Source organism: Streptomyces sp. NPDC005438 (assembly GCF_040606315.1).
Taxonomy (GTDB): Bacteria; Actinomycetota; Actinomycetes; order Streptomycetales; family Streptomycetaceae; genus Streptomyces.
In genome coordinates, this window is record NZ_JBEXEP010000011.1 from 48,367 (window position 1) to 68,382 (window position 20,016).

Here is a 20,016-nt window from a genome sequence, read left to right on the forward strand (position 1 = left end):
ACCGGGCGCGCGCAGGAGCGATCCGGTGCGCCGCGCCGGCGACCCGACCGCCACGGCGGCAAGGAGACGACGACGCGGCGAGGTACGGCACCAGGACACCCGAGCCTCTCGGCGGTCCCAAAGACGCGCCCTACTTGCGGCCGGGGGTCCAGTTCATGCCCCAGCCGTAGGCGTAGTCCACGGTGCGCTGCGGGCTGACGCCGCGTTCGGGCACCAGGTAGCGGGACTCGCGCTGCACCACCAGTTCCCCGCCGTTGTTGGTGATCAGGGCCAGCGCGCAGACCGGCGAGGGCACCGTGCACTCGTCGAGTGAGAAGTCGATGGGCGCGCCGTGCTGGGGCTGGAGGGTGACCGTGGCGTTGAGGTTGGCGAAGCTGCGGGCGCCCTCGTAGATGGTGACGAAGATCAGCACCCGCCGCAGGTACTGCTGGTGGTCGAGGTTAATGGTGAGGTTCTCGCCGCTCTCCACCGCGCCGGTGCGGTCGTCGCCGTCCAGGTGGATGAACGGCGGCTGGTGGAGCGCCCCGAAGGCGTTGCCCAGGGCCTGCACCACACCCTTCTGGCCGTCGCTCAACTCGAACAGGGCGCACAGGTCCAGGTCGAGGTCGGAGTGCATGGCCATGGCCCGGCCGAGCTTCTGACCCCAGCCCTTGAACTGCTTGTTGACCTGCCAGTTGAGGTTGACCTTCATCACGCCGGAGGTGCCGCCCTGCTTGGTCAGCGACACCGAGGGGGCTTCCTTGGTGAGCGTGACCTTGGTCAGCCGTACCGGGGCGGCGGCCTGGGCGGGAGCCGGCTGCGGCGGGGCCGGGGGCTGCTGCGGCGCGGGCGCGGCCTGGGCGGGAGCCGGAGCCGGCTGGGGTGCGGGCTGGGGCGGGGCGGTCGGAGCGGGGGTGGGCTCGTCGACCGAGATGCCGAAGTCGGTGGCCAGTCCGCCGAGTCCGGTGCTGTAGCCCTGGCCCACCGCCCGGAACTTCCAGGCACCCTGCCGGCGGTACAGCTCGCCGAGTACGTAGGCGGTCTCCACGCTGGCGTCGGTGCTGTCGAAGCGGGCGATCTCGGCGCCGCCGGAGGCGTCCAGCACCCGGATGTGGAGCCCGGGCACCTGGCCGAAGCTGCCGCCGTCGGCGGAGGCGGCCAGCACGATCTTCTCGACGCCCGGTTCCACCTGGGACAGGTTCACCTCAAGAGCGTCCACGGTGCCGGCGCCCTGGGGCGTCTTGCCGAGGTGGCGTACCGAACCGGAGGCGTGCTGGGGCTGGTTGTAGAAGACGAAGTCACTGTCGGAACGGACCTTGCCGCCGGCGTCCAGGAGGAGCGCCGAGGCGTCGACGTCGGGAACGCCCTGTCCCGCGCTCCAGCCCAACTCGACGCGTACCGTCGGCGCCGGAACCGGCACGTTGGTTCCCTTGAGCATGGTCATGACCGTGTCCCCCTTGTGGGCGTCGCCCGGGCCGACGCGTGGGCCCGCTTCTCGGATCGGGAGGGCTTTACCTTCCGCTTGCCGAACAACCTATGTCAGAGACTTCCGAGCGTGAGCACGAAGATGGTCTTCACACGATCTCGACGAGGACACTCGACCGCATTTGTCCGCTTCCACGGCATTGGCGATCGGCGTTTGTGGCGGGCTGCCAAAATGGTCTACTTTCCAGGCTCCCCAAGGGCCGTTTCTGCCCTTAACTTATGAAGCATGACCTCCTCCCCCCGAAGCGGCTACTACTCAGCGTCGTCAGCCGCTGACACCCCCATCTACGACATGCTCGTAGCCGAGCGAGGCACCCCGCAGATCGCCCCGATCCGGGTGCCCTCCCCCTACGAGACGACGGGTTCCCTGCCGGCCCTCCCGGCGCTGCCCGCGGCGCCCACGGTGCCGCAGCAGCACACCCCCTCGTACGGCTACGCCTCCACCCCGCAGCCGGCCCCGCTCCAGCAGGCGCCGCAGCACCTGGCCGCGCAGCAGTACCCGCGCGGATACCAGGAGCAGCAGCGGATGATGCGGCCGGCGGCGGCCCCCAGGCCCCCCGCCCCCCATCCCGCGGCACCGCGTCCGGCCGCGCCGCGTCCGGTGCAGAACGCGTACCCGTACCAGGGGCAGCAGGGCGGCTACCAGGAGCCCTACGGCCGCCCCTACCAGAACCGGGGCTACTGAGTCCTCGACCGTAGGGGACCTCGCGCGCCGCGAACCGCCGTTGAGCGGGGAACGCGTGGCCCCCGAACCGGGTGGACCGTCCACGAAGCGACACCGGGGGAAGTCGCTTCCGCCTGCCCTGACGGGCTCGGCGGACGGGAGTGAGGAGGTGGCAGGATGGGGCATATGACCACGCCTCGTCTCGCCGCCGTTCGTGTCTACCCGGTGAAGTCGCTGGCGGGTCTCAGCCTTCACGCGCGGACGCTGCGCCCCTGGGGGTTGGAGGGGGATCGCCGCTGGCTGGTCGCTGACCGGGACGGCAAGCAGCTGACACAGCGCAAGCTGCCCCGGATGGCACTGGTGACCGTGCAGCCGTACGCCGACGGGGGGCTGAGGCTGACGGCACCGGACATGGAGCCGCTGGACGTCGAGGTGCCGCGCCAGGACGCGGACACCGTGGTGCGGGTCTGGGACTCCAAGGTCGACGCGGTGCCGGCGAGTGAGGAGTCCGGTTCCTGGTTGAGCCGGTTCCTCGACACCGAGGCGCAGCTGGTGTTCATGGACGAGCCGGCCCACCGCCGGGTGATGCACTCCCCCTACGCCCGCCCCGGGGAGACGGTGTCCTTCGCCGACGGGTTCCCCCTGCTGCTCACCACGAGCGCCTCCCTGGACGCGCTCAACTCCCTGATCGCGGACGGCCCGCACGCCCAGGACGGTCCGCTGCAGATGGACCGGTTCCGCCCCAACATCGTGATCGAGGGCACCGAGGCCTGGGACGAGGACCACTGGACCCGGATCAGGGTCGGTCAGACCGTGTTCAGGGTGGTGAAACCCTGCGGTCGCTGTGTGATCACCACCGTGGACCAGTCGTCCGCGCACCGGGGCAGGGAGCCGCTGTTCTCGCTGGCCCGGCACCGCCGCTTCGGTGACCAACTGGTGTTCGGTCAGAACCTGATCCCGGAGCGGGTGGGCGAGCTGACGGTCGGCGACCCGTTCGAGGTACTGGAGCGCTCCCCCTCCTGAGGCGGTGGCGCGCGGTACGGCCTGACCCGCCGTCAACCGCCCCTCGGGCACACGGGAGGTGCGGGGGTGCACCAGGCGGGCGCACGATCCCGACCCGGTCCGGTGCGATCGCCATCGGTCACGAACAGGACACCGACCGATACCAAATACCGGCAAAGCCCTTGCCTCCCTTCGTGCTGGGGAAGCCAAGTGGGAGTCACTGCCATTAGAGTCGGGGCGGCGAGGACGATCACGGCGCGGCCACTGTCACGCGCGCCCTGACACCGGACGGGGCCTCGTCCACGGGCCGCACCGCTCCGGCCTGTCGGTGAAAGGGGGTGAGCGGAGGAATGCGAACGATCACGGGGCTCTGGCGCTGGCGCGGCAATCCGCTCTACCGCCGCGGTCACCGGCTGGAGGCCGCGGTCACCATGACCGCCGTGCTGCTCATCGTCCTGGCCAGCCCGCTGGCGGGCTGGGCCGCCGCCACCACCGCCCGCCACTCCCTGGACGCCACCATCCGCGAGCAGCACCGGCAGCGTGAGCGGGTGTGGGCCACCGTCGACCGTCCGGTGCGCCACCCTCCGGTCGACACCGACCCGGAGACCAGTTCCCGTCGCGACGCCCACCGCCGGGTGTTGGCACAGTGGACCGGCCCCGGCGGAGGTCAGCACAGCGGGGTGGTCGAGGTGGACCGCCGGATGCGCCCCGGCACCAAGTTCTCCCTGTGGGTCGATCGGCGCGGTGAGGTCGCCATGCCTCCCCTGGACCGTCGTACGGCCTCCTCCCACGTCGCCCTGTCCGGTGTGGTGGCCGGGATCGGTACGGCCGGGCTGATAGAGGGCGCCCGACGACTGCTGAACCGGCTGCTGCTGCGTCGCCGGCATGACCGTTGGGAAAAGGAATGGGCCAAGGTCGGGCCGGACTGGGGTCGTATGGGGCGCGCAAGCTGACCGAGCCGCGCGATGATCTCCACGGCGCGCTACGGTGGGTCGCCCAGGTCCGCTGACGGCCAGGCGTGACCAAGTCCGCCTGGCCCGCGCGGCGTTCACACACACGGTGGGGGCACCTCTCTCCATGGCTCAGGGCTCGGTCCAGGTCACACACGGCGGCACGTCACGCTGGAGGCGTCGCACGGGCGAGTACGGCTCGCTGGCCGCCGCCCTCGCCGCCGCCGGCGACGGCGACGTCCTGACCCTGGCGCCCGGCACCTACCGGGAGAACCTGGTGGTGGACCGGCCGGTCACCCTGCGGGGCCCGGAGCGGGCCGGGGCCGGCGCGGTACGCATCGCTCCCCCCGAGGGGGTGCCGCTGACCGTCCGGGCCCAGGCCGTCGTGCGGGACCTGCGGCTGGAGGGTCAGGACGTGTCCGCGCCGGCGCTGCTGGTGGAGGAGGGCACCCCGGAACTGACCGACCTCCGGGTGGTGACCCGTTCCGCCGCCGGCATCGAGGTACGCGGCGGCGCCCGGCCCACCCTGCGGCGCTGCGCGGTGGACAACCCCGCCGGCCTCGGGGTGGCCCTGCTCGGCGGAGCGGGTGGCCTGTTGGAGGAGTGCGAGGTGATCGCGGCGGGGCAGGCCGGCGTCTCGGTGCGTGAGGGTGCCACCCCCCGGTTGGTGTCCTGCCGGGTGCACCAGTGCCAGGACGCCGGGTTGCTGGTGTCCGGCGAGGGCACCTCGGTGGAGGCCGTGGGCTGCGAGCTGTACGAGGTGAAGGGCAGCGGGGTGCGGGTGACCGGGCACGGTTCCGCGCAGCTGACGGACTGTCGGGTGCACCGCACCACCTCGGACGGGATCACCCTGGACACCCACGGGGCGTTGACCCTCACCGACTGCGAGGTCCACGAGATCCCCGAGAACGCGGTGGACCTGCGCTCGGGGGCGACGCTGGCCCTGATCCGTACCGTGGTGCACCGCTTCGGGCGGAACGGGCTGTCGGTGTGGGACCACGGCACCCGGGTGGACGCCGCACACAGCCAGCTGCACGAGAGCACCGGCGACTACCCGGCGGTGTGGATCAGCGACGGCGCGGCGGTGGTGCTGGAGTCCTGCCGGGTGCGGGAGGTGCCCGACGCGCTGTTCGTGCTGGACCGGGGTTCCCGCGCGGACGTGCTGGACAGCGACCTGGCCCAGATACGCGGCACCGCCGTGTCGGTGAGCGACGGGGCCCAGGTGCAGCTGGACGACTGCCGGGTCCACCAGGCGGGCACCGGGGCCTGGTTCCGTGACCCGGGGAGCGGCGGCACCCTCAACCAGTGCACCCTCGACGAGGTGGGGACGGGACTGATCGTCACCAAGGGCGCCGATCCGACGGTGGAGCGCTGTGTCATCTCCAGCCCCCGGGAGGCCGGCGTGTACGTCTCCGCCGGGGGCCGGGGCACCTTCGAGCGCTGTCGGGTGACCGGCTCCGGTGGTTACGGGTTCCATGTGATCGACGGCTGCGCCTCGGTGCTGCGCCGTTGCCGTACCGAGCGCTGTTCGCGCGGCGGCTACCAGTTCGCCCAGGAGGGACCGCAGGTGGAGGACTGCTCCAGCGACGAGAGCGGCACCCTGTCCGCACCCGAGCCGGCGCCGGTGGTGGAGCGCCAGCCCTCCGGCGGGGCGGCGGCGGCCAGCGCGCCCGCGCTCGAGGCGCCGGCGGCGCGGCCGGCTCAGGAGGTGCTGTCCGAACTGGACGCGCTGGTGGGGCTGGAGGGCGTCAAGCGCGAGGTGAAGGCGCTGATCGACCTGATCACGGTCGGTCGGAGACGTCAGCAGGCCGGGCTCAAGGCCCCCTCGGTGCGCCGGCACCTGGTGTTCACCGGTTCCCCGGGCACCGGCAAGACCACGGTGGCACGGCTGTACGGGCAGATCCTGCACTCGTTGGAGGCGTTGGAGCGCGGCCACCTGGTGGAGGTGTCGCGGGTGGACCTGGTGGGCGAGCACATCGGCTCCACCGCCATCCGTACCCAGGAGGCCTTCGAACGGGCCCAGGGCGGGGTGCTGTTCATCGACGAGGCGTACGCTCTGGCTCCACGCGACGCGGGGCGGGACTTCGGCCGGGAGGCGATCGACACCCTGGTGAAGCTGATGGAGGACCAGCGGGACGCGGTGGTGGTGATCGTCGCCGGCTACACCGAGGAGATGCGCCACTTCCTGGCCGCCAACCCCGGTGTGGCCTCCCGGTTCTCCCGCACCATCACCTTCGACGACTACAGCCCCGAGCAGCTGCTGCAGATCGTGGAGGGGCAGGCGGGCGAGCAGGAGTACGCCCTGGCCGAGGGGACCCAGGAGGCGCTGTTGAAGCACTTCGCCCTGCTCCCCAAGGGTCCCTCCTTCGGCAACGGCCGTGCCGCCCGAGGGGTGTTCGAGGCCATGGTGGAACGGCACGCAGGCCGGCTGGCGCAGCTGCCGGAGGCCAGCACCGAGCAGTTGACGCTGCTCTACCCGGAGGACCTGCCCGACCTCGACTGACCCGTCGGCTCGCTCCCGTCCCCCTCCGGCCGCCGGGGCGCGGGCGGTCGCCCGGCCTGGGGGTCCCGGGCCGCCAACCGCCGTAGCAGGGCGGCGCGTTCGCGTTCGAAGGCCGGGTCGGCCTGGTACTCCCCGTGGCCCAGGATCGGTGCCGGCAGCGGCTGTTGGACCGTACGGCCGTAGGTCAGCGGGTCGTGGAAGGGTTCGGCGTCGACCGGGGGGCCGTCCTCCTCCGGCAGCCGCACCGGCCCGCCGATGGGGTCGGTGTGCCGGTAGAGGTTGCGCCAGCAGTCGACCTCCTGGTGCAGCGCCCGCAGTGCGCGCCGTCCGAAGTAGGCGGGGAACCAGCGTCCGTAGAGCCGCTCCAGCGGGGAGCCGTAGGTGAGCAGGGCGACCTTGCGGCGGGTCAGCGGGTCCAGCTGCCAGACGGCCGCCGCGGCCAGCACGCTGCCCTGGGAGTGGCCGGAGATCACCAGCTGCCGTCCCGGCTGGCCGGTCCAGGTGGCCATCCGCCAGGCGAGGTCGGGCACCGCGCGCTCGGCGTAGCAGGGCGGGGCGAAGGGATGGGCGGCGCGCGGCCAGAAGGTGCCCACGTCCCACAGGATGCCGATGGTGCGGCGGGCGGAGGCGTCCCGGTAGGCCCGGCGCCCCCAGGCCAGGAACAGCACCATGGCCAGACCGATCAGCCAGGAGCCCAGGGCCTGAGCGGTCTCGGCGAAGCCGTCGAGTATCGCGGGCGCCCCGTCGGTGGCCCGCCCGGGCACCTCGCCGCTGAACCAGGCGCCCAGCACCGCGACCGCCCCCAGTACGAGGGTGAGCCCGGAGGCCACCAGCACCAACCAGGGGGCACGGTCGGTGAGTCGGGCCCTGGCCAGGGTGCGGGCGATACGGCGGGACCGGGAGGCGTCGGGCAGTACCTCGGGGCCGTACGCGGTGTGGATGTCCGGCTCCAGGCGGTGGGTGTGCCGCCAGGCGCGGTAGAGGTAGCCGAGCAGCATCAGTGCCAGCACCCCCAACAGCACCGGTATGGCTGCGGCGTGCCAGGTCAGCAGGGTGGGTGGGCCGGCGATCAGCCCGTTGTCCCGCCCGGGGGTGCCGGGTCCGTCCAGCCAGTCGGCCACCCGCTGGGCCACGCCCCCGGTGTAGACCGCGCCCAACGAGCAGGCGAGGACCGCCACGGCGGGGCCGCCCTGGCCTCGCAGCACCGTACGGTCGCCGGGCCGGTGCGGGTCGAAGCGGCGGCGCATCAGCCAGACCACGCCGACCATCGCGGCCACCAACAGCCCCTGGGCGACGCTGAGGACGCCGAACACCTCGTTGCCCGGCAGCACCCCGTCCGACCGCCACTCGGGCCGGGACCAGCAGGCGTACACCAGGGCCATCCCCACCAGTCCCAGGGCGCACAGGGGCAGCCCGGAGATGATGAAGCGGTCCAGCGCGTCGTCCGTGCGCCACTCCTTGCGGCCCCGGCGACAGATCACCGCGACCACAAGCGCCCCACCGAGGCTGATCAGCGTGGTCATCGTCCAGCCCACGGCCTCCAACGGTCCGCCGGCGTCCCGGTCGAAGCGGGTGGTGCCCACGGTGAGGGCGGCGGCCACGGTCAGCAGGGCGGCGGCGACGTGGGCCGCCCGCAGTCGGGCCACCAGCCGCTTGCCGTACCAGAAGCCGGGCAGGCACAGGGCGGGCCGGTCGGCGCCCTGGGGGTCGTCCTCGGCGACCGCCGCGCGCAGCGGGGGCTGGGACTCGTAGGCGCTCCAGGTGCGGTGGGACAGCCACCACAGCAGTCCGGTCAGGGCCAGCGGCACCAGGGCGCCGAGGGCGAGCCGTCGTCCGGGCTGGCTCCACCATCCGCCGCCGCCCCGGGCGTCGGGGGCGAGGAAGGCCAGCCAGGAGTGGTCGTCGACACAGGCGACGGTGCCCGCGCACTGCCACACCAGGAGGTCGAGGGCGACCTCGCAGGCAGCGGCGATCAGCAGCACGGTCAGGGTCAGTGCCAGCAGCCGCACCAGGGTGCCGTACAGCCGGACGCTGATGCGGCGGCTGTCGGCGGCCGGCCGCATCCAGTGGGAGAGGTTGGCGACCATGAAGGGCAGCAGGATCAGCCACAGGGCGCGGGCGCCGTTGCCGGAGGTGAGGTTGGACCAGCTGTACGCCTCGGGGACCGGTTCGCCCTCGTACCGTTCGGGGTGCTCCTCGGCGTCCACGTCCTCGGCCCGGCGGTGCACGGCGGCCGTCTCGTCCCCGGTGACCCGCTCGGTACGGGGGTCGCCGAGCATCTCCTGCGGGGTGGTGCCGCCCACCCCGTGGACCAGTAACTCCAGTGCCAGCCTGGGGGGTTGACCGTTCACCGGCTCGCCCTCGGCGTGCGGGGGCACCCCGCCGCCGTCCGGCTTCGCTCCTGGACGGCCGTCGTGCGGTGCGCTCATCAGGCCTTCCCCCGAGATCCGTGTCTGGCCCACCCCCGTGCCCTGGGGTGGGCGGCCACGCTGAGCCTTGCCCCCTGAGGGGGCGCTCAATCCTGTCCCGGGCGGCCTTCCCGGGGGCGTGGGATGATGATCCGGGACCCAGGGAACCGGTGAGGAAGGGGTGGGCCGCGCGGTGGCCGAGAACCAGAACCTGCTGGCCGAGCAGCGGCGGGCGCTGATCGTCGAGGAGGTACGCCGGCGCGGCGGGGCACGGGTCAACGAACTGACCCGCAAGCTGAACGTCTCGGACATGACGGTCCGTCGGGACCTGGACGTGCTGGCCAAGCAGGGCGCGCTGGAGAAGGTGCACGGCGGGGCCGTGCCGGTCGCCGAGGCCAGTACCCACGAGCCGGGCTTCGAGGCCAAGTCCTCCCTGGAGACCTCCGCCAAGGAGGAGATCGCCCGCGCCGCGGCGGCCATGGCGGCACCGGGCAGCGCCATCGCGCTGTCCGGGGGGACCACGACCTTCGCGCTGGCCCAACACCTGCTGGACATACCGGATCTGACGGTGGTCACCAACTCGGTGCGGGTCGCGGAGGTCTTCCACTCGGCCCAGGGCTCGGCCGCCCGGCCGGCCGCCGGCGCGGCCACCGTGGTGCTCACCGGAGGGGTACGCACCCCCTCGGACTCGCTGGTCGGCCCGGTCGCCGACGCCGCGATCACCTCGCTCCACTTCGACCTGCTGTTCCTGGGAGTGCACGGCATCTCGGTGGAGGCCGGGCTGTCCACCCCCAACCTCGCCGAGGGGGAGACCAACCGTCATCTGATGCGGTCCGCGCGCCGGGTGGTGGTGGTCTGCGACCACACCAAGTGGGGGACGGTGGGCCTGAGTTCGTTCGCCTCGCTGGAGGAGGTGGACACCCTGGTCACGGACCGGGGGCTGCCCCCGGAGGCCCGCGCGGAGGTCGAGGAGCACCTGCCCCGGCTGGTGGTCGCCGGGGAGGAGGAGCCGTCCGGCGACGACACGGAGGGCGTGGGCGAGCCGGAGGGGTCCGGGGAGGGCGAGCACGTCGGCTAGCCTGTCGGCCCCACCACCGGACCCGTCGAGTGGGAGGCCTGGATGCGTCAACTTCGTTCCGTGCGGCTGGACTTCACGGACACCGCCCCGACCCGGCTGGTCTCGGTCAGCCGCCTGAACGCCCCGGCGGAGGCGGTGTTCCGGGCGCTGGCCCGGGAGGTGGAGGCCTACCCCGAGTGGTTCCCCGGAGTGCGCGCGGCCCGGGCCGAGGGCGACCACCGGGAGGTGTCGCTGCGGGGCGGCACCCGTTTCGTGGAGACGGTGCTGTGCGCGGAGGAGGCGGAGCGGTACACCTACCGCACGGACAGCACCAACGCCCCCGGGGTGAGCGCCCTGTTGGAGGACTGGCGGCTGCTGCCCGACGGACACGGCGGCACCCGGGTGCGCTGGGTGGTGGCGGCGGACGGGCCACTGCCGGTACGGGGAACACTGCGGCTGTCCCGGGTCGGCGCCGCCTGGGTGCTGCGCAGGGGGCTGCGCCGGTTGGAGCGGCGGCTCGGCGAGGAGTGAGCGGGCGTTCCCCCGGGTGGGGTGGTGGGCGCCGCCGCTCAGCAGGGCCAGCGGCCGGTCTCCAGGAAGGTGTCCAGCGCCCGCCGGTACGGTGCGATGTCCAGCCCCTGTTCGGCGAGCCAGGCGTCGGAGTAGTACTTGTCCAGGTACCGGTCTCCGGGGTCGCACAGCAGGGTCACCACACTGCCGCGCTGCCCCCGGATGACCATCTCCGCCACGATGCGCAGCGCGCTCCACAGTCCGGTGCCGGTGGAGCCGCCGGCCTTCCGTCCCACCGCCTGCTCCAGGGCGCGGACCGCCGCCACGCTGGCGGCGTCGGGGACCTTCATCATCCGGTCGATGGCGTCCGGGACGAAGCTGGGCTCCATCCGGGGCCGGCCGATGCCCTCGATGCGGGAGGCCTGGTCGCTGGTGGCCTCCGCGTCGCGGCGTACCCAGCCGTCAAAGAAGCAGGAGTTCTCCGGGTCGGCGACACAGACGCGGGTGTCGTACTGGAGGTACCGCACATAGCGGCCGATGGTGGCCGTGGTGCCGCCGGTCCCGGCGGTGCCCACGATCCAGGTGGGCTCGGGGTAGCGCTCCAGCCGTAGTTGCTGGTAGATCGACTCGGCGATGTTGTTGTTGCCCCGCCAGTCGGTGGCGCGCTCGGCGTAGGAGAACTGGTCCATGTAGTGGCCCCCGGTCTCCTTCGCCAGGCGTGCGCACACCTCGTACACCGTCCGGGGGTTGTCCACCAGATGGCAGCGGCCACCGTGGAACTCGATGAGCCGGGTCTTCTCCGCACTGGTGGTACGCGGCATCACGGCGATGAAGGGCACCCCGATGAGCGAGGCGAAGTACGCCTCGCTGACGGCGGTCGACCCGCTGGACGCCTCGATGACCGGCTTGCCCGGACGAATCCAGCCGTTGCACAGGCCGTAGAGGAACAGCGAGCGGGCGAGCCGGTGCTTGAGGCTGCCGGTGGGGTGGGTCGACTCGTCCTTGAGGTAGAGGTCGATGCCCCAACTGTCGGGCAGCGGGAAGCGCAGCAGGTGGGTGTCGGCGGTGCGGTTGGCCTCCGCCTGGACCTTGCGTACGGCCTCTTTCAGCCACTCACGGTAGCGGGCGTCACTACGGTCGACGTCCACGGTCGGCTGGGGCGCGCCCCCGCTCTCCGGGGTCGGCGGCTCCCCGGTCACCTGGTGCCCGCCGGGCTGCTCGATCTCACTCACGCCGCGATGATACGGGTGGCCCGACGGGCTCCGGCTGCCGACCGCTGGCCCACCGGCCCCGGTGTGCGCGATGCTGGTCCGGGTACACGTGCTGCGAGGGTCAGGGTGGGAGGCGAAAGACAGTGGGCAATCCCTTGGATGACTCGGTGGGGGCGATCGGGGAGGGCGTTTCCCGGTCCACGTACGAGGTTCGGCCGGAGTTCGACGTGGCGGGCGTGGGCATCGGCAGATGGTTGCAGTCCCTCACGCGCGCCGGACAGGTTCAGGTGCGCGACGGGCGGCTGCAACTGTTGACCAGCTACGGCCGGGAGATCGACAGCGCCCCGCTGGAGGAGGTGCGGTTCTCCGACTGGTACGCGGCGGGCAAGCGGACGCTGGCGAGGGTCGGCGGCACCCGCTATCTGCTGAGGCTGGAGGATCAGCCCCGGCGGGACCTGCGGGAACTGGTGCGGGTCGCCCACGCCAAGGCGGAGGCGGACCGAGGCTCCCTCGGCGACTGAGCCGGGGCGCTCTCCCGGCGCCCGGGACGGGCGTACTCCCGATTTGCGCGGCGGGCGGTACGGGGTGAAGCTGGCGGTGTGGCTCAGGTCACACCTCGGTGCCGGCCGCCGTCTTCAGGGAGTCGCCGTCGTGAGAAGTCGAGCGAACAGGCCCAGCAGGCACTGCGCGGTGGAGTTCCACGCCCTGCCGTCCCGGATCGGACAGGTGCGGAAGATCGTGTCCGCGCAGTTGCGTTACTGGCGTCTGGATCCCCTGGTGGACCTGGCCGCCCTGGGCGTCACCGAACTCCTGGCCAACGTGCACCGGCACGCCGGCCCGGACAAGCACTGCACCGTCGAACTCGCCCTGCTCTACGACCGGTTGAAGATCTCGGTACGGGACCACGATCCCCGCCTGCCCCAGCTGCGCACCGCCCGGACCACCGACACCTGTGGCCGTGGCCTGGCGCTGGTGGCGGCCATCAGCGACACCTGGGGGATGCGGGTGGAGCGGGACGGCTCGGGCAAGGTCATCTGGTTCACCCTGCCGGCACCCTTCGTGACGCCGGCGGTGCCCTCCTCCCCCGCGTCCCTGGGCACCTCCACCCACTTCGCCTCCTACGGCCCCGAGACCCAGAGCCAGCTGAGGGTCTGACGCCCGCCGTGACCTCGTGCGGGCGGGGCCAGGTCAGGACCCGGCTTTCCCGGTCCCGGTCGGAGGCCCGGTCGGAGCTTCGCGCAGCACGGCGAGGCGGCGACGGTACTCCCCCTCGTCGATCTCCCCTGCGGCGTAACGGCGGCCCAGCAGGGCCACCGGGGAGTGCTCCCCGTGTGCGGCGCGGTACCGCCAGGGATTCTGGCCGCCCCGTAGGAAGGCTCGCCGCGCCAGCCAGATCACGGCCGCCAGGACCAGCAGCCACAGCAGGGGGAAGAGCAGGATCCAGGGGCCGGGCCCCGGGCCGTCGGCGGAGAGGTTCGTCAGTGTCGGCACGGCGATCACATCCTCGGTAGGGGTCGTGCTCCCGAGGATCGCGGGGCGGGCCGGCTGTTTCGTCGTCCGCTCAGCGACACCTCCGCTACCCCGCCGGGAGTAGCACGGGCCACCGAGGCGCCGGCCCTCCCGGACCGCCGGGGGGCTCGCCCTAGACGGTGATGGAGATCCCCACGTAGGGCGGATGCCGGCGCCGCAGCAGCCGTCCGAAGCCCTCCACCAGACGGAACTGCCACCCGTACTTGGCGCGCATCGCGCGCCGTACCGGCTCCAACGGCGCGCCCGGACCGACGATTTGGGCCCGCCCCTCGACCGTGACCGCGTCCGGGGCGATGTGGCCCCTGGCGTCGCAGGGCGTCACGGTGACCCGCTCGGTGTGGCGGAGCCGCTTCACCTTGCCGGTCTGGTCGCGGGTCCACACCACCATCCGGTCGGGGTCTCCGCCGGGGTCCGGGGCCACCCACACCGGGGTGGCGACCGGGTCGCCGCTGCGGCGGAAGGTGGTCAGGCTGACGTAGCGGCTGCTGGCGAGCGAAGTGCCGGACATACCGTCAGCCTACGGGCGCGGCGGGTCCTCGCCCAGCGGACGTGCCATGCACTCACGGGGCCAACGGTCCAGTCCCGCCCGCCGTTCCCGGTCCCGGATGGCGGCCAGGTCCACCGTCAGCTCCCGGTCGGGGAGGGTGTGGAAGCCGCAGCGCCGGTAGTACGGGGCGTTCCAGGGGACGTGGCTGAAGGTGGTCAGGGTCAACGCGGCCCTCCCCTGCCGGTGGGCGAGGGTGCCCAGGTGCTCCAGCAGTGCCCGGCCGAGGCCGCGTCGGGCACCGTCGGGGTGCACCGAGAGCTGTTCGACGTGCAGTCCCGCGTCGATCGGCAGCGCCAGGGCGTACGCCAGGACCGGGCCTCCCCGGGGTGCGTGCACCCACAGTTCGCCGGCCCGCTGGTGGAGCAGCAGCTCCGCGACCGTGGGTGGCGGGTCGTCGGCGACCTCGCCCATGCCCCAGTCCCGGAAGACCTCCCCCGCCGCCCGCTCGATGTCACGCAGCCGTTCCAGGTCGGACGGTTCGGCTGGCCGGATGTCCATGGGGCTCATTCCACCAGGGTGCCCAACGGGTCGTCCAACACCGGCTGCCAGGCCAACTCCCCCGCCCCGACGAGGCTGTTGAACTCCAGCTCACTGGGCACCACGTCCACCTGGCCGCTGCGCCCCCACAAGCTGCGTTCGGCGACCACGGCGCGTAGCCGTTCCTCGTCGGTGAGCACCAGCTCCCGGAACAGGGCGGTCAGCACCACCCGGTCGGGGTTGAGGATGTTCACCAGGCCCGCCAGCCCCAGGCCGAGCCGGTCGATCAGTCGTCGAACCGCCTCCCGGACCTCGGGGTCGCTGTCGTACTCCTGGTGGATGAGGTCCCGGGAGACGCTCAGCAGGTTGGCCTCGGGGGCGGCGGGACGGCCGGCGGCCTGGAGGAAGGCCAGCGGGTCGGTCTCCACGTCCAGGCAGCCGCGCGAACCGCAGTGGCAGGGGCGGCCGTCGGGGTCGACGGTGAGGTGTCCGACCTCCATGGCGAGGCCCGAACTGCCGGTGTGCAGCCGCCCGTCGAGGACCAGCGCGCCACCCACGCCACGGTGTCCGGTGCCGACCACCAGCAGGTCGCGGGCGCCCCGGCCGGCGCCGTGGCGGTGTTCGGCGAGCGCGGCGAGGTTGATGTCGTTGGCGGCGTGTGCCGAACGGCCGCCGAAGTGGATGTCCCGGGCGGCCAGTTGGTCGGTGAAGATCTGCCGTACGGGGGCACCGGCCGGCCAGGCCACGTGCAGCGGGTTCAGTGCGGTGCCCTCGGGTTCGGCGACCGAGGAGGGCACGGCCAGTCCGGCGCCCACACAGCGCCGTCCGGTCTCCCGTAGCAGGGCGGCGCCGGCTTCCACCAGCTCCCCCAGCACCTGCGCGGGGTCGCTCTCGACCGTCACCCGGCCCGGGGCGGTGGCCTCGATCCGCCCTCCGAGTCCCACCAGGGCGGCGCGGAAGCCGTCGCTGTGCACCTGGGCCGCCAGTACCACCGGACCCTTCTCGTCGAGGTGCAGCCGGTGGGAGGGACGGCCCTGGGCGCCGGCTCCGGCGACCGGATGCTGGTCCACGGTGATCAGGCCCAGCGCCTCCAGTTCGGCGGCGACCGCGCCGGCGGTGGCGCGGGTGACGCCGAGCCGGGTGGTGAGCTTGGCACGGGTGGGGGCCTGGCCGGTGTGGATCAGTTGCAGCGCGGGGCCGAGCGCGGCGCGGCCTCGGTCGAGGCGGGAGGTACGAGCTGGGGTCACGGCGCCATTCTCCCTTTGTGACCGAGGCGAACAAACTCGACGGTAGCCCGTATCGTTCGCGCGGGCGGGGCCTTCGCCTCTTTTGTGGGGGTGAGCACGGATCCGCGGACGAGACGCGTACCGGGCGGGAGAATCGCGGAATGGACACCACCTGTTTCATCGAGGTCGTACGACGGGAGGGCGGCGGACTGCTGTCCGCCGCCGAGCGCGCGGGCCTGGAAGCCCCGGTCCCCACCTGCCCCGGCTGGACGGTCCGCGAGCTGGTCCACCACCAGGGGAACGTGCACCGTTGGGCCACCGGCTTCGTGCGACAGGGCTACGGCGGCCCCCTGCCCATCCCCGGGGAGACGGTGCCGGACGGCGAGCTGTACGACTGGTTCGAGGCGGGTCACCGGGGGCTGGTGGAGGCGCTGTCCGAGGCGGGCGAGGAGTTGGACTGCTGGACCTTCCTACGTGGCTCCCCTTCTCCCCGCCACTTCTGGGCCCGGCGGCAGGCCCACGAGACGACGGTGCACCGGGTGGACGCCGAGCTGGCCGGGCGGGTCACCCTCGGCGAGGTCGACCGTGCGGTGGCGGTGGACGGCATCGAGGAGTTGCTGTGCGGGTTCCACGGTCGCGGTCGCAGCCGGGTGCGCAGCACCGTCCCCCGTTCGCTGCGGGTGCGCCCGGTGGACTCCCCGAGGAGCAGTTGGACGCTGCGGCTGAGCCCCGAGGTGCCGGCGGTGGTCACCGGCGACCCGGTGGGGCCGGCGGACTGCGAACTGTCGGGGGAGGCCTCCGCGCTGTACCTGGCCCTGTGGAACCGCGTACCGGTGGAGCAGGCGGCACGGATCGAGGGGGACGCCTCGCTGGTGGACCTGTGGCGGGCCAACTCGGCGATCGTCTAGATGCCCCCAGCCCCCAGCCCCAGGGGTCAGTGAACGTGGGCGGCCAGCGGGCGGAGGACGGTCTGTCCGGTGACCCCGTGGTGCCGGTTCGCACGGCGAGGGCTCTGACGCCTCCGGGTACGCCCCCGATGCCGTTCGAGTCCAGGCTGTCCCTCGAAGGTCTCCTTGATCGATTCGGCGGCCTGTCACAGCGACTGGACAGCGGCTGCGGCAGGGCCTCGTCAGACCACCCACCGTCAGGGACGGGCCGCGCGGCAACTGGACTTCGTACTCGCACAGTTCGCGTACGAGTCAACGGCCGAAGCAGTTGCTACCGACCCCTCCCGACCAAGGAGGCGCCGATTCCACCGGGGGCGGTGACAGGAACCGGTTGACGGCTCCCATGAGCCGGCGACCCCGCGCAGGTGGGCACGGGCAAGCCACGTGCCCTGGGCGCGGTGCCGAGGCGAGCGCGCGGGGTGGCGAGGGCGGCTGGTTCGGCATCGCTCGGTCGGGAGCGTGAAGGCGACCGGCGGGATACTGCTTTCGCTCCTGGGCGTTCCCGTCTCCACGGGCGCCCTTGGACCACGTCACCCGGAGGAACCGGTGCCACACCCGCAACCGCCCACCCCTGAAGCGAGGTTGGCCGACGCCAAGAAGCTGCTGCACCTCCCGCGTATGGTCGCGATCTGCGGTTCCACCCGCTTCATGGCCGAGATGATCGAGGCCGATCTGCGGGAGACCAAAGCCGGAAAGATCGTCGTCAAACCAGGCTGTGACCTGAAGTCGCCGCACGCACTCTGGTCCGATGCCGTCGAGGCCGAGGCGTTGAAAGTTCGACTCGATGATCTGCACCGGGCGAAGATCCGGCTCGCTGACGAGGTGTTGGTGGTCGGCGACCACATCGGAGACAGCACCCGAGCCGAAATCGCCTACGCCCGATCGCTGGGCAAGCCCGTGCGGTTCACGCACCCCGAGGTCGACCCTGACGCCTGACCGCCCGCCGTCACCTCGACGACCAGGGCCGGCAGCCCGCCCTCTGACCGTGTCGCGGTGGCTTCGGCCGCCGTTCGCTCCCACCCTCTGCGGGCATCCCCTGGAGTTGATCGTCCAGGGTGGCTGCCCCCTCCCCACGGCATTACCCGCCAGTAATATCCGTGGTAGCTTGAGCCCCATGTCGCGCCTGCTGTCCACCCCCAGCCGCTTCCGCCGCATCGTCTCCTGGTGGCCGCCCTACCGCTTCGCGGGAATCCGGGTCACCCACATCTCCGAGGACTGGTCCCGGGTGCGGGTGAAGCTCAAGCTCGGACGGTTCAACCGCAACCTGTTCGGCACCCAGTTCGGCGGCTCGCTGTACTCGATGACCGACCCCTTCTGGGTCCTGGTCGTCCTCAAACGGCTGGGACAGGGCTACGTGGTGTGGGACAAGGCCGCCGAGATCGACTACGTGGCCCCCGGCCGGGGGGACGTGTACTGCGAGTTCCACCTCACCGAGGAACGGGCGGAGGAGATCCGGGCCGCCACGGCCGACGGCTCCAAGGCGCTGCCCTGGTTCGAGACCCTGGTCACCACCGAGGACGGCACCGTGGTGGCCCGGGTACGCAAGCAGTTGTACGTACGTCCCAAGCGGCGGGAGCCGGAGACGGCCACCACCGCTCAGCCCAGCCAGCCCGGCCGCACCAGCCCCGACTCGTAGGCCATCACCACCAGTTGGGCCCGGTCCCGGGCGCCCAGCTTCACCATGGTCCGGCTGACGTGGGTCTTCGCGGTGAGCGGGGAGACCACCAGGCGGCCGGCGATCTCCTCGTTGGTCAGCCCGATCCCCACCAGAGCCATCACCTCCCGCTCCCGCTCGGTCAGTTCCTCCAGACCGGCCAGTGGCCCCGGCTCCTTGGAACGGGCCGCGAACTCCTCGATCAGCCGACGGGTCACCCCCGGTGACAGCAGGGCGTCCCCCTCCACCACCGAGCGCACCGCACGCACCAGTTCGGCCGGCTCGGTGTCCTTCACCAGGAAGCCCGAGGCCCCGGAGCGCAGCGCCTCGAAGACGTACTCGTCCAGCTCGAAGGTGGTCAGCATCACCACCCGGGTGCCGCTCAGCGCGGGATCCTCGGTGATCCGGCGCGTGGCCGCCAGGCCGTCCAGCTCCGGCATCCTGATGTCCATCAGCACCAGGTGCGGTTCGGTCTGGCGTACCAGTTCCAGCGCCCGCGCCCCGTCGGCCGCCTCGCCCACCACGGTGATGTCCTCCTGGGCGTCCAGCAGCGCCCGAAACCCCGCGCGCACCAGCACCTGGTCGTCCGCGAGCAGTACCCGGATCACCTAACGCTCCTCCCTCCAAACCTCACCCACCGTATCCGTCCGTCGCACCGGCAGCCGGACCCTGACCCGGAACCCCCCGTCCGCACGCGGCCCGGCCTCCACCGTGCCGCCCAGCGCGCTGGCCCGTTCCCGCATCCCCACCAGCCCGTCGCCGCCACCGGACGGGCCCCGCTCCGAGGCGGGGCCGTCATCGTCGACGAGGACCTCCAGGGCGGAGGACTCGTACCGCAGCAGTACCCGGGCCCGGCGGGACGCCGAGTGCCGCAGCACGTTGGTGAGCGCCTCCTGCACCACGCGGAAGACGGCCAGGTCGGCCCCCGGGGGCAGTGCCGTCCGCTCCCCCTCGGAGGTCACCTCCACCCCGAGTCCAGCCCCGGCCGCCTGCCGCACCAGTTCCGGCAGACGGCTCACCCCGGGCGCCGGGGAGCGGGGCGCCCTGGTGTCGCCGTGCCCCCGCAGCCGCTCCAGCACCTGGCGTACCTCGCCGAGGGCCTCCTTGCTGGAGCCCTTGATGGTGGTCAGCGCCGTACGGGCCTGCTCGGGGTCCTGGTCCAGCAGGGCCAGCCCCACCCCGGCCTGCACGTTGATCACCGACAGGCTGTGGGCCAGTACGTCGTGCAGCTCCCGGGCGATCCGCAACCGTTCCTCGTCGGCCCGACGGCGCTCGGCCTCCTGCCGCTCCCTGCGCTCCCGGGCCCACTGCGCCCGTCGGGAACGCACCAGTTCGGAGACGGCCACCACCGCCACCACCCAGCCGGCCAGCACCAGTTCCTGGCCCCAGCCGGCCGGCCCGTCCCCACCGGGCGGCAGCCAGCGGTAGAACACGTGCCCCATCAGCAGGTGCAGGGTCCAGCAGGCGCCCAGCACGCCCCAGACCACCCGGCGGTGCCCGCTCACCAGGGCCTGGAAGCAGGCGAGCACCACGCTGAGGAAGATCGGCCCGTACGGGTACCCCCCGGCGAGGTAGACCATCAGCGCGGCGGCCGTGCCACACAGCGCGAGCCGGGGGTACCGCCGCCGCACCACCAGGAACGCCGGCCCGCACAACAGCAACAACCGGGCGAGCAGGTCGAGTTCGACCCGGTGACCGATCTGGTTCTGGGCCGCGGCGGTGGTGCCCACCTGCTGGATGACGGCCACCACCAGCGAGGACGGCCAGGCCAGCCCGCTGGCGGAACCGGTCCACCACGGGGGTGAGCCACCACGGCCCAGGGCGCGGCGGGGCTCGGTGAGCGGCTGGCCGTCAGTCATGGACTCA

The 20,016-nt window shown here is 72.6% G+C and carries 20 protein-coding genes; 11 read left to right on the forward strand and 9 right to left on the reverse strand.

What is annotated here, in order from left to right:
• Positions 1 to 130: 130 nt before the first annotated feature.
• On the reverse strand, positions 131 to 1,423 hold the full coding sequence (locus ABZT14_RS21670) for a TerD family protein (RefSeq protein ID WP_356305255.1): 1,293 nt from the start codon (positions 1,421 to 1,423) through the stop codon (positions 131 to 133).
• 267 nt (positions 1,424 to 1,690) lie between these two features.
• On the opposite strand from ABZT14_RS21670, the gene ABZT14_RS21675 reads away from it, so the two are divergent.
• The 4 genes from ABZT14_RS21675 to ABZT14_RS21690 all read left to right on the forward strand — a co-directional run bounded on the left by ABZT14_RS21675 (position 1,691) and on the right by ABZT14_RS21690 (position 6,583).
• Positions 1,691 to 2,149 (forward strand): DUF6643 family protein, encoded by a 459-nt coding sequence (locus tag ABZT14_RS21675; RefSeq protein ID WP_356305256.1) that lies wholly within the window; start codon positions 1,691 to 1,693, stop codon positions 2,147 to 2,149.
• A gap of 165 nt (positions 2,150 to 2,314) precedes the next feature.
• Positions 2,315 to 3,151: an MOSC N-terminal beta barrel domain-containing protein gene (locus ABZT14_RS21680; RefSeq protein WP_356305258.1), complete on the forward strand. Its 837-nt coding sequence runs from the start codon at positions 2,315 to 2,317 to the stop codon at positions 3,149 to 3,151.
• Positions 3,152 to 3,480: 329 nt separating this feature from the next.
• Positions 3,481 to 4,083, forward strand: a complete 603-nt coding sequence (locus ABZT14_RS21685; RefSeq protein WP_356305260.1) for a hypothetical protein — start codon at positions 3,481 to 3,483, stop codon at positions 4,081 to 4,083.
• Between the two features lie 124 nt (positions 4,084 to 4,207).
• Complete coding sequence (locus tag ABZT14_RS21690; protein WP_356305262.1) at positions 4,208 to 6,583, forward strand: right-handed parallel beta-helix repeat-containing protein; 2,376 nt, start codon at positions 4,208 to 4,210, stop codon at positions 6,581 to 6,583.
• Here the strand turns inward: ABZT14_RS21690 and ABZT14_RS21695 are convergent.
• Positions 6,553 to 9,012 (reverse strand): hypothetical protein, encoded by a 2,460-nt coding sequence (locus ABZT14_RS21695; RefSeq protein ID WP_356305264.1) that lies wholly within the window; start codon positions 9,010 to 9,012, stop codon positions 6,553 to 6,555. The genes ABZT14_RS21690 and ABZT14_RS21695 overlap by 31 nt on opposite strands.
• A gap of 172 nt (positions 9,013 to 9,184) precedes the next feature.
• On the opposite strand from ABZT14_RS21695, the gene ABZT14_RS21700 reads away from it, so the two are divergent.
• Both ABZT14_RS21700 and ABZT14_RS21705 read left to right on the forward strand, forming a co-directional pair.
• Positions 9,185 to 10,069 carry a DeoR/GlpR family DNA-binding transcription regulator gene (locus tag ABZT14_RS21700; RefSeq protein WP_356305266.1) on the forward strand — a complete coding sequence of 295 codons (885 nt, stop codon included), beginning with the start codon at positions 9,185 to 9,187 and terminating at the stop codon, positions 10,067 to 10,069.
• Between the two features lie 42 nt (positions 10,070 to 10,111).
• On the forward strand, positions 10,112 to 10,579 hold the full coding sequence (locus ABZT14_RS21705; RefSeq protein WP_356305268.1) for an SRPBCC family protein: 468 nt from the start codon (positions 10,112 to 10,114) through the stop codon (positions 10,577 to 10,579).
• Positions 10,580 to 10,617: 38 nt separating this feature from the next.
• Here the strand turns inward: ABZT14_RS21705 and ABZT14_RS21710 are convergent, their stop codons facing one another.
• Positions 10,618 to 11,757, reverse strand: coding sequence for a PLP-dependent cysteine synthase family protein (locus tag ABZT14_RS21710; RefSeq protein ID WP_356305467.1), 1,140 nt, complete (start codon positions 11,755 to 11,757; stop codon positions 10,618 to 10,620).
• Between the two features lie 167 nt (positions 11,758 to 11,924).
• Here ABZT14_RS21710 and ABZT14_RS21715 point away from each other — a divergent pair, with 167 nt between their 5' ends.
• Complete coding sequence (locus ABZT14_RS21715; RefSeq protein WP_356305270.1) at positions 11,925 to 12,290, forward strand: hypothetical protein; 366 nt, start codon at positions 11,925 to 11,927, stop codon at positions 12,288 to 12,290.
• A 130-nt stretch (positions 12,291 to 12,420) separates the two neighbouring features.
• Complete coding sequence (locus tag ABZT14_RS21720) at positions 12,421 to 12,924, forward strand: ATP-binding protein (protein ID WP_356305272.1); 504 nt, start codon at positions 12,421 to 12,423, stop codon at positions 12,922 to 12,924.
• A gap of 33 nt (positions 12,925 to 12,957) precedes the next feature.
• Here ABZT14_RS21720 and ABZT14_RS21725 read toward each other — a convergent pair whose 3' ends face one another.
• The 4 genes from ABZT14_RS21725 to ABZT14_RS21740 all read right to left on the reverse strand — a co-directional run bounded on the left by ABZT14_RS21725 (position 12,958) and on the right by ABZT14_RS21740 (position 15,570).
• On the reverse strand, positions 12,958 to 13,260 hold the full coding sequence (locus ABZT14_RS21725; RefSeq protein WP_356305274.1) for an SHOCT domain-containing protein: 303 nt from the start codon (positions 13,258 to 13,260) through the stop codon (positions 12,958 to 12,960).
• Positions 13,261 to 13,411: 151 nt separating this feature from the next.
• Entirely contained in the window at positions 13,412 to 13,807 is a 396-nt protein-coding gene (locus ABZT14_RS21730) for a PPOX class F420-dependent oxidoreductase (protein WP_356305276.1), read from the reverse strand.
• Between the two features lie 9 nt (positions 13,808 to 13,816).
• On the reverse strand, positions 13,817 to 14,353 hold the full coding sequence (locus tag ABZT14_RS21735) for a GNAT family N-acetyltransferase (RefSeq protein WP_356305278.1): 537 nt from the start codon (positions 14,351 to 14,353) through the stop codon (positions 13,817 to 13,819).
• Positions 14,350 to 15,570 carry an ROK family transcriptional regulator gene (locus ABZT14_RS21740; RefSeq protein WP_356305280.1) on the reverse strand — a complete coding sequence of 407 codons (1,221 nt, stop codon included), beginning with the start codon at positions 15,568 to 15,570 and terminating at the stop codon, positions 14,350 to 14,352. Before ABZT14_RS21740 ends, ABZT14_RS21735 begins: the two co-directional genes overlap by 4 nt.
• 140 nt (positions 15,571 to 15,710) lie before the next feature.
• Between ABZT14_RS21740 and ABZT14_RS21745 the strand changes: the two genes are divergently transcribed.
• The 3 genes from ABZT14_RS21745 (at position 15,711) to ABZT14_RS21755 (ending at position 18,132) form a co-directional block, all read left to right on the forward strand.
• Positions 15,711 to 16,457 carry a maleylpyruvate isomerase family mycothiol-dependent enzyme gene (locus ABZT14_RS21745; protein ID WP_356305282.1) on the forward strand — a complete coding sequence of 249 codons (747 nt, stop codon included), beginning with the start codon at positions 15,711 to 15,713 and terminating at the stop codon, positions 16,455 to 16,457.
• A gap of 585 nt (positions 16,458 to 17,042) precedes the next feature.
• Complete coding sequence (locus ABZT14_RS21750) at positions 17,043 to 17,432, forward strand: hypothetical protein (RefSeq protein ID WP_356305469.1); 390 nt, start codon at positions 17,043 to 17,045, stop codon at positions 17,430 to 17,432.
• 178 nt (positions 17,433 to 17,610) lie between these two features.
• The gene (locus tag ABZT14_RS21755; protein ID WP_356305284.1) at positions 17,611 to 18,132 is read left to right on the forward strand and encodes a DUF4442 domain-containing protein; all 522 of its coding nucleotides are present in this window, start codon (positions 17,611 to 17,613) and stop codon (positions 18,130 to 18,132) included.
• Here ABZT14_RS21755 and ABZT14_RS21760 read toward each other — a convergent pair.
• Positions 18,093 to 18,758 carry a response regulator transcription factor gene (locus ABZT14_RS21760; RefSeq protein ID WP_356305286.1) on the reverse strand — a complete coding sequence of 222 codons (666 nt, stop codon included), beginning with the start codon at positions 18,756 to 18,758 and terminating at the stop codon, positions 18,093 to 18,095. The two genes, ABZT14_RS21755 and ABZT14_RS21760, sit on opposite strands and share 40 nt — an antisense overlap.
• The gene (locus tag ABZT14_RS21765) at positions 18,759 to 20,009 is read right to left on the reverse strand and encodes a sensor histidine kinase (protein WP_356305288.1); all 1,251 of its coding nucleotides are present in this window, start codon (positions 20,007 to 20,009) and stop codon (positions 18,759 to 18,761) included.
• Positions 20,010 to 20,016: the final 7 nt, after the last annotated feature.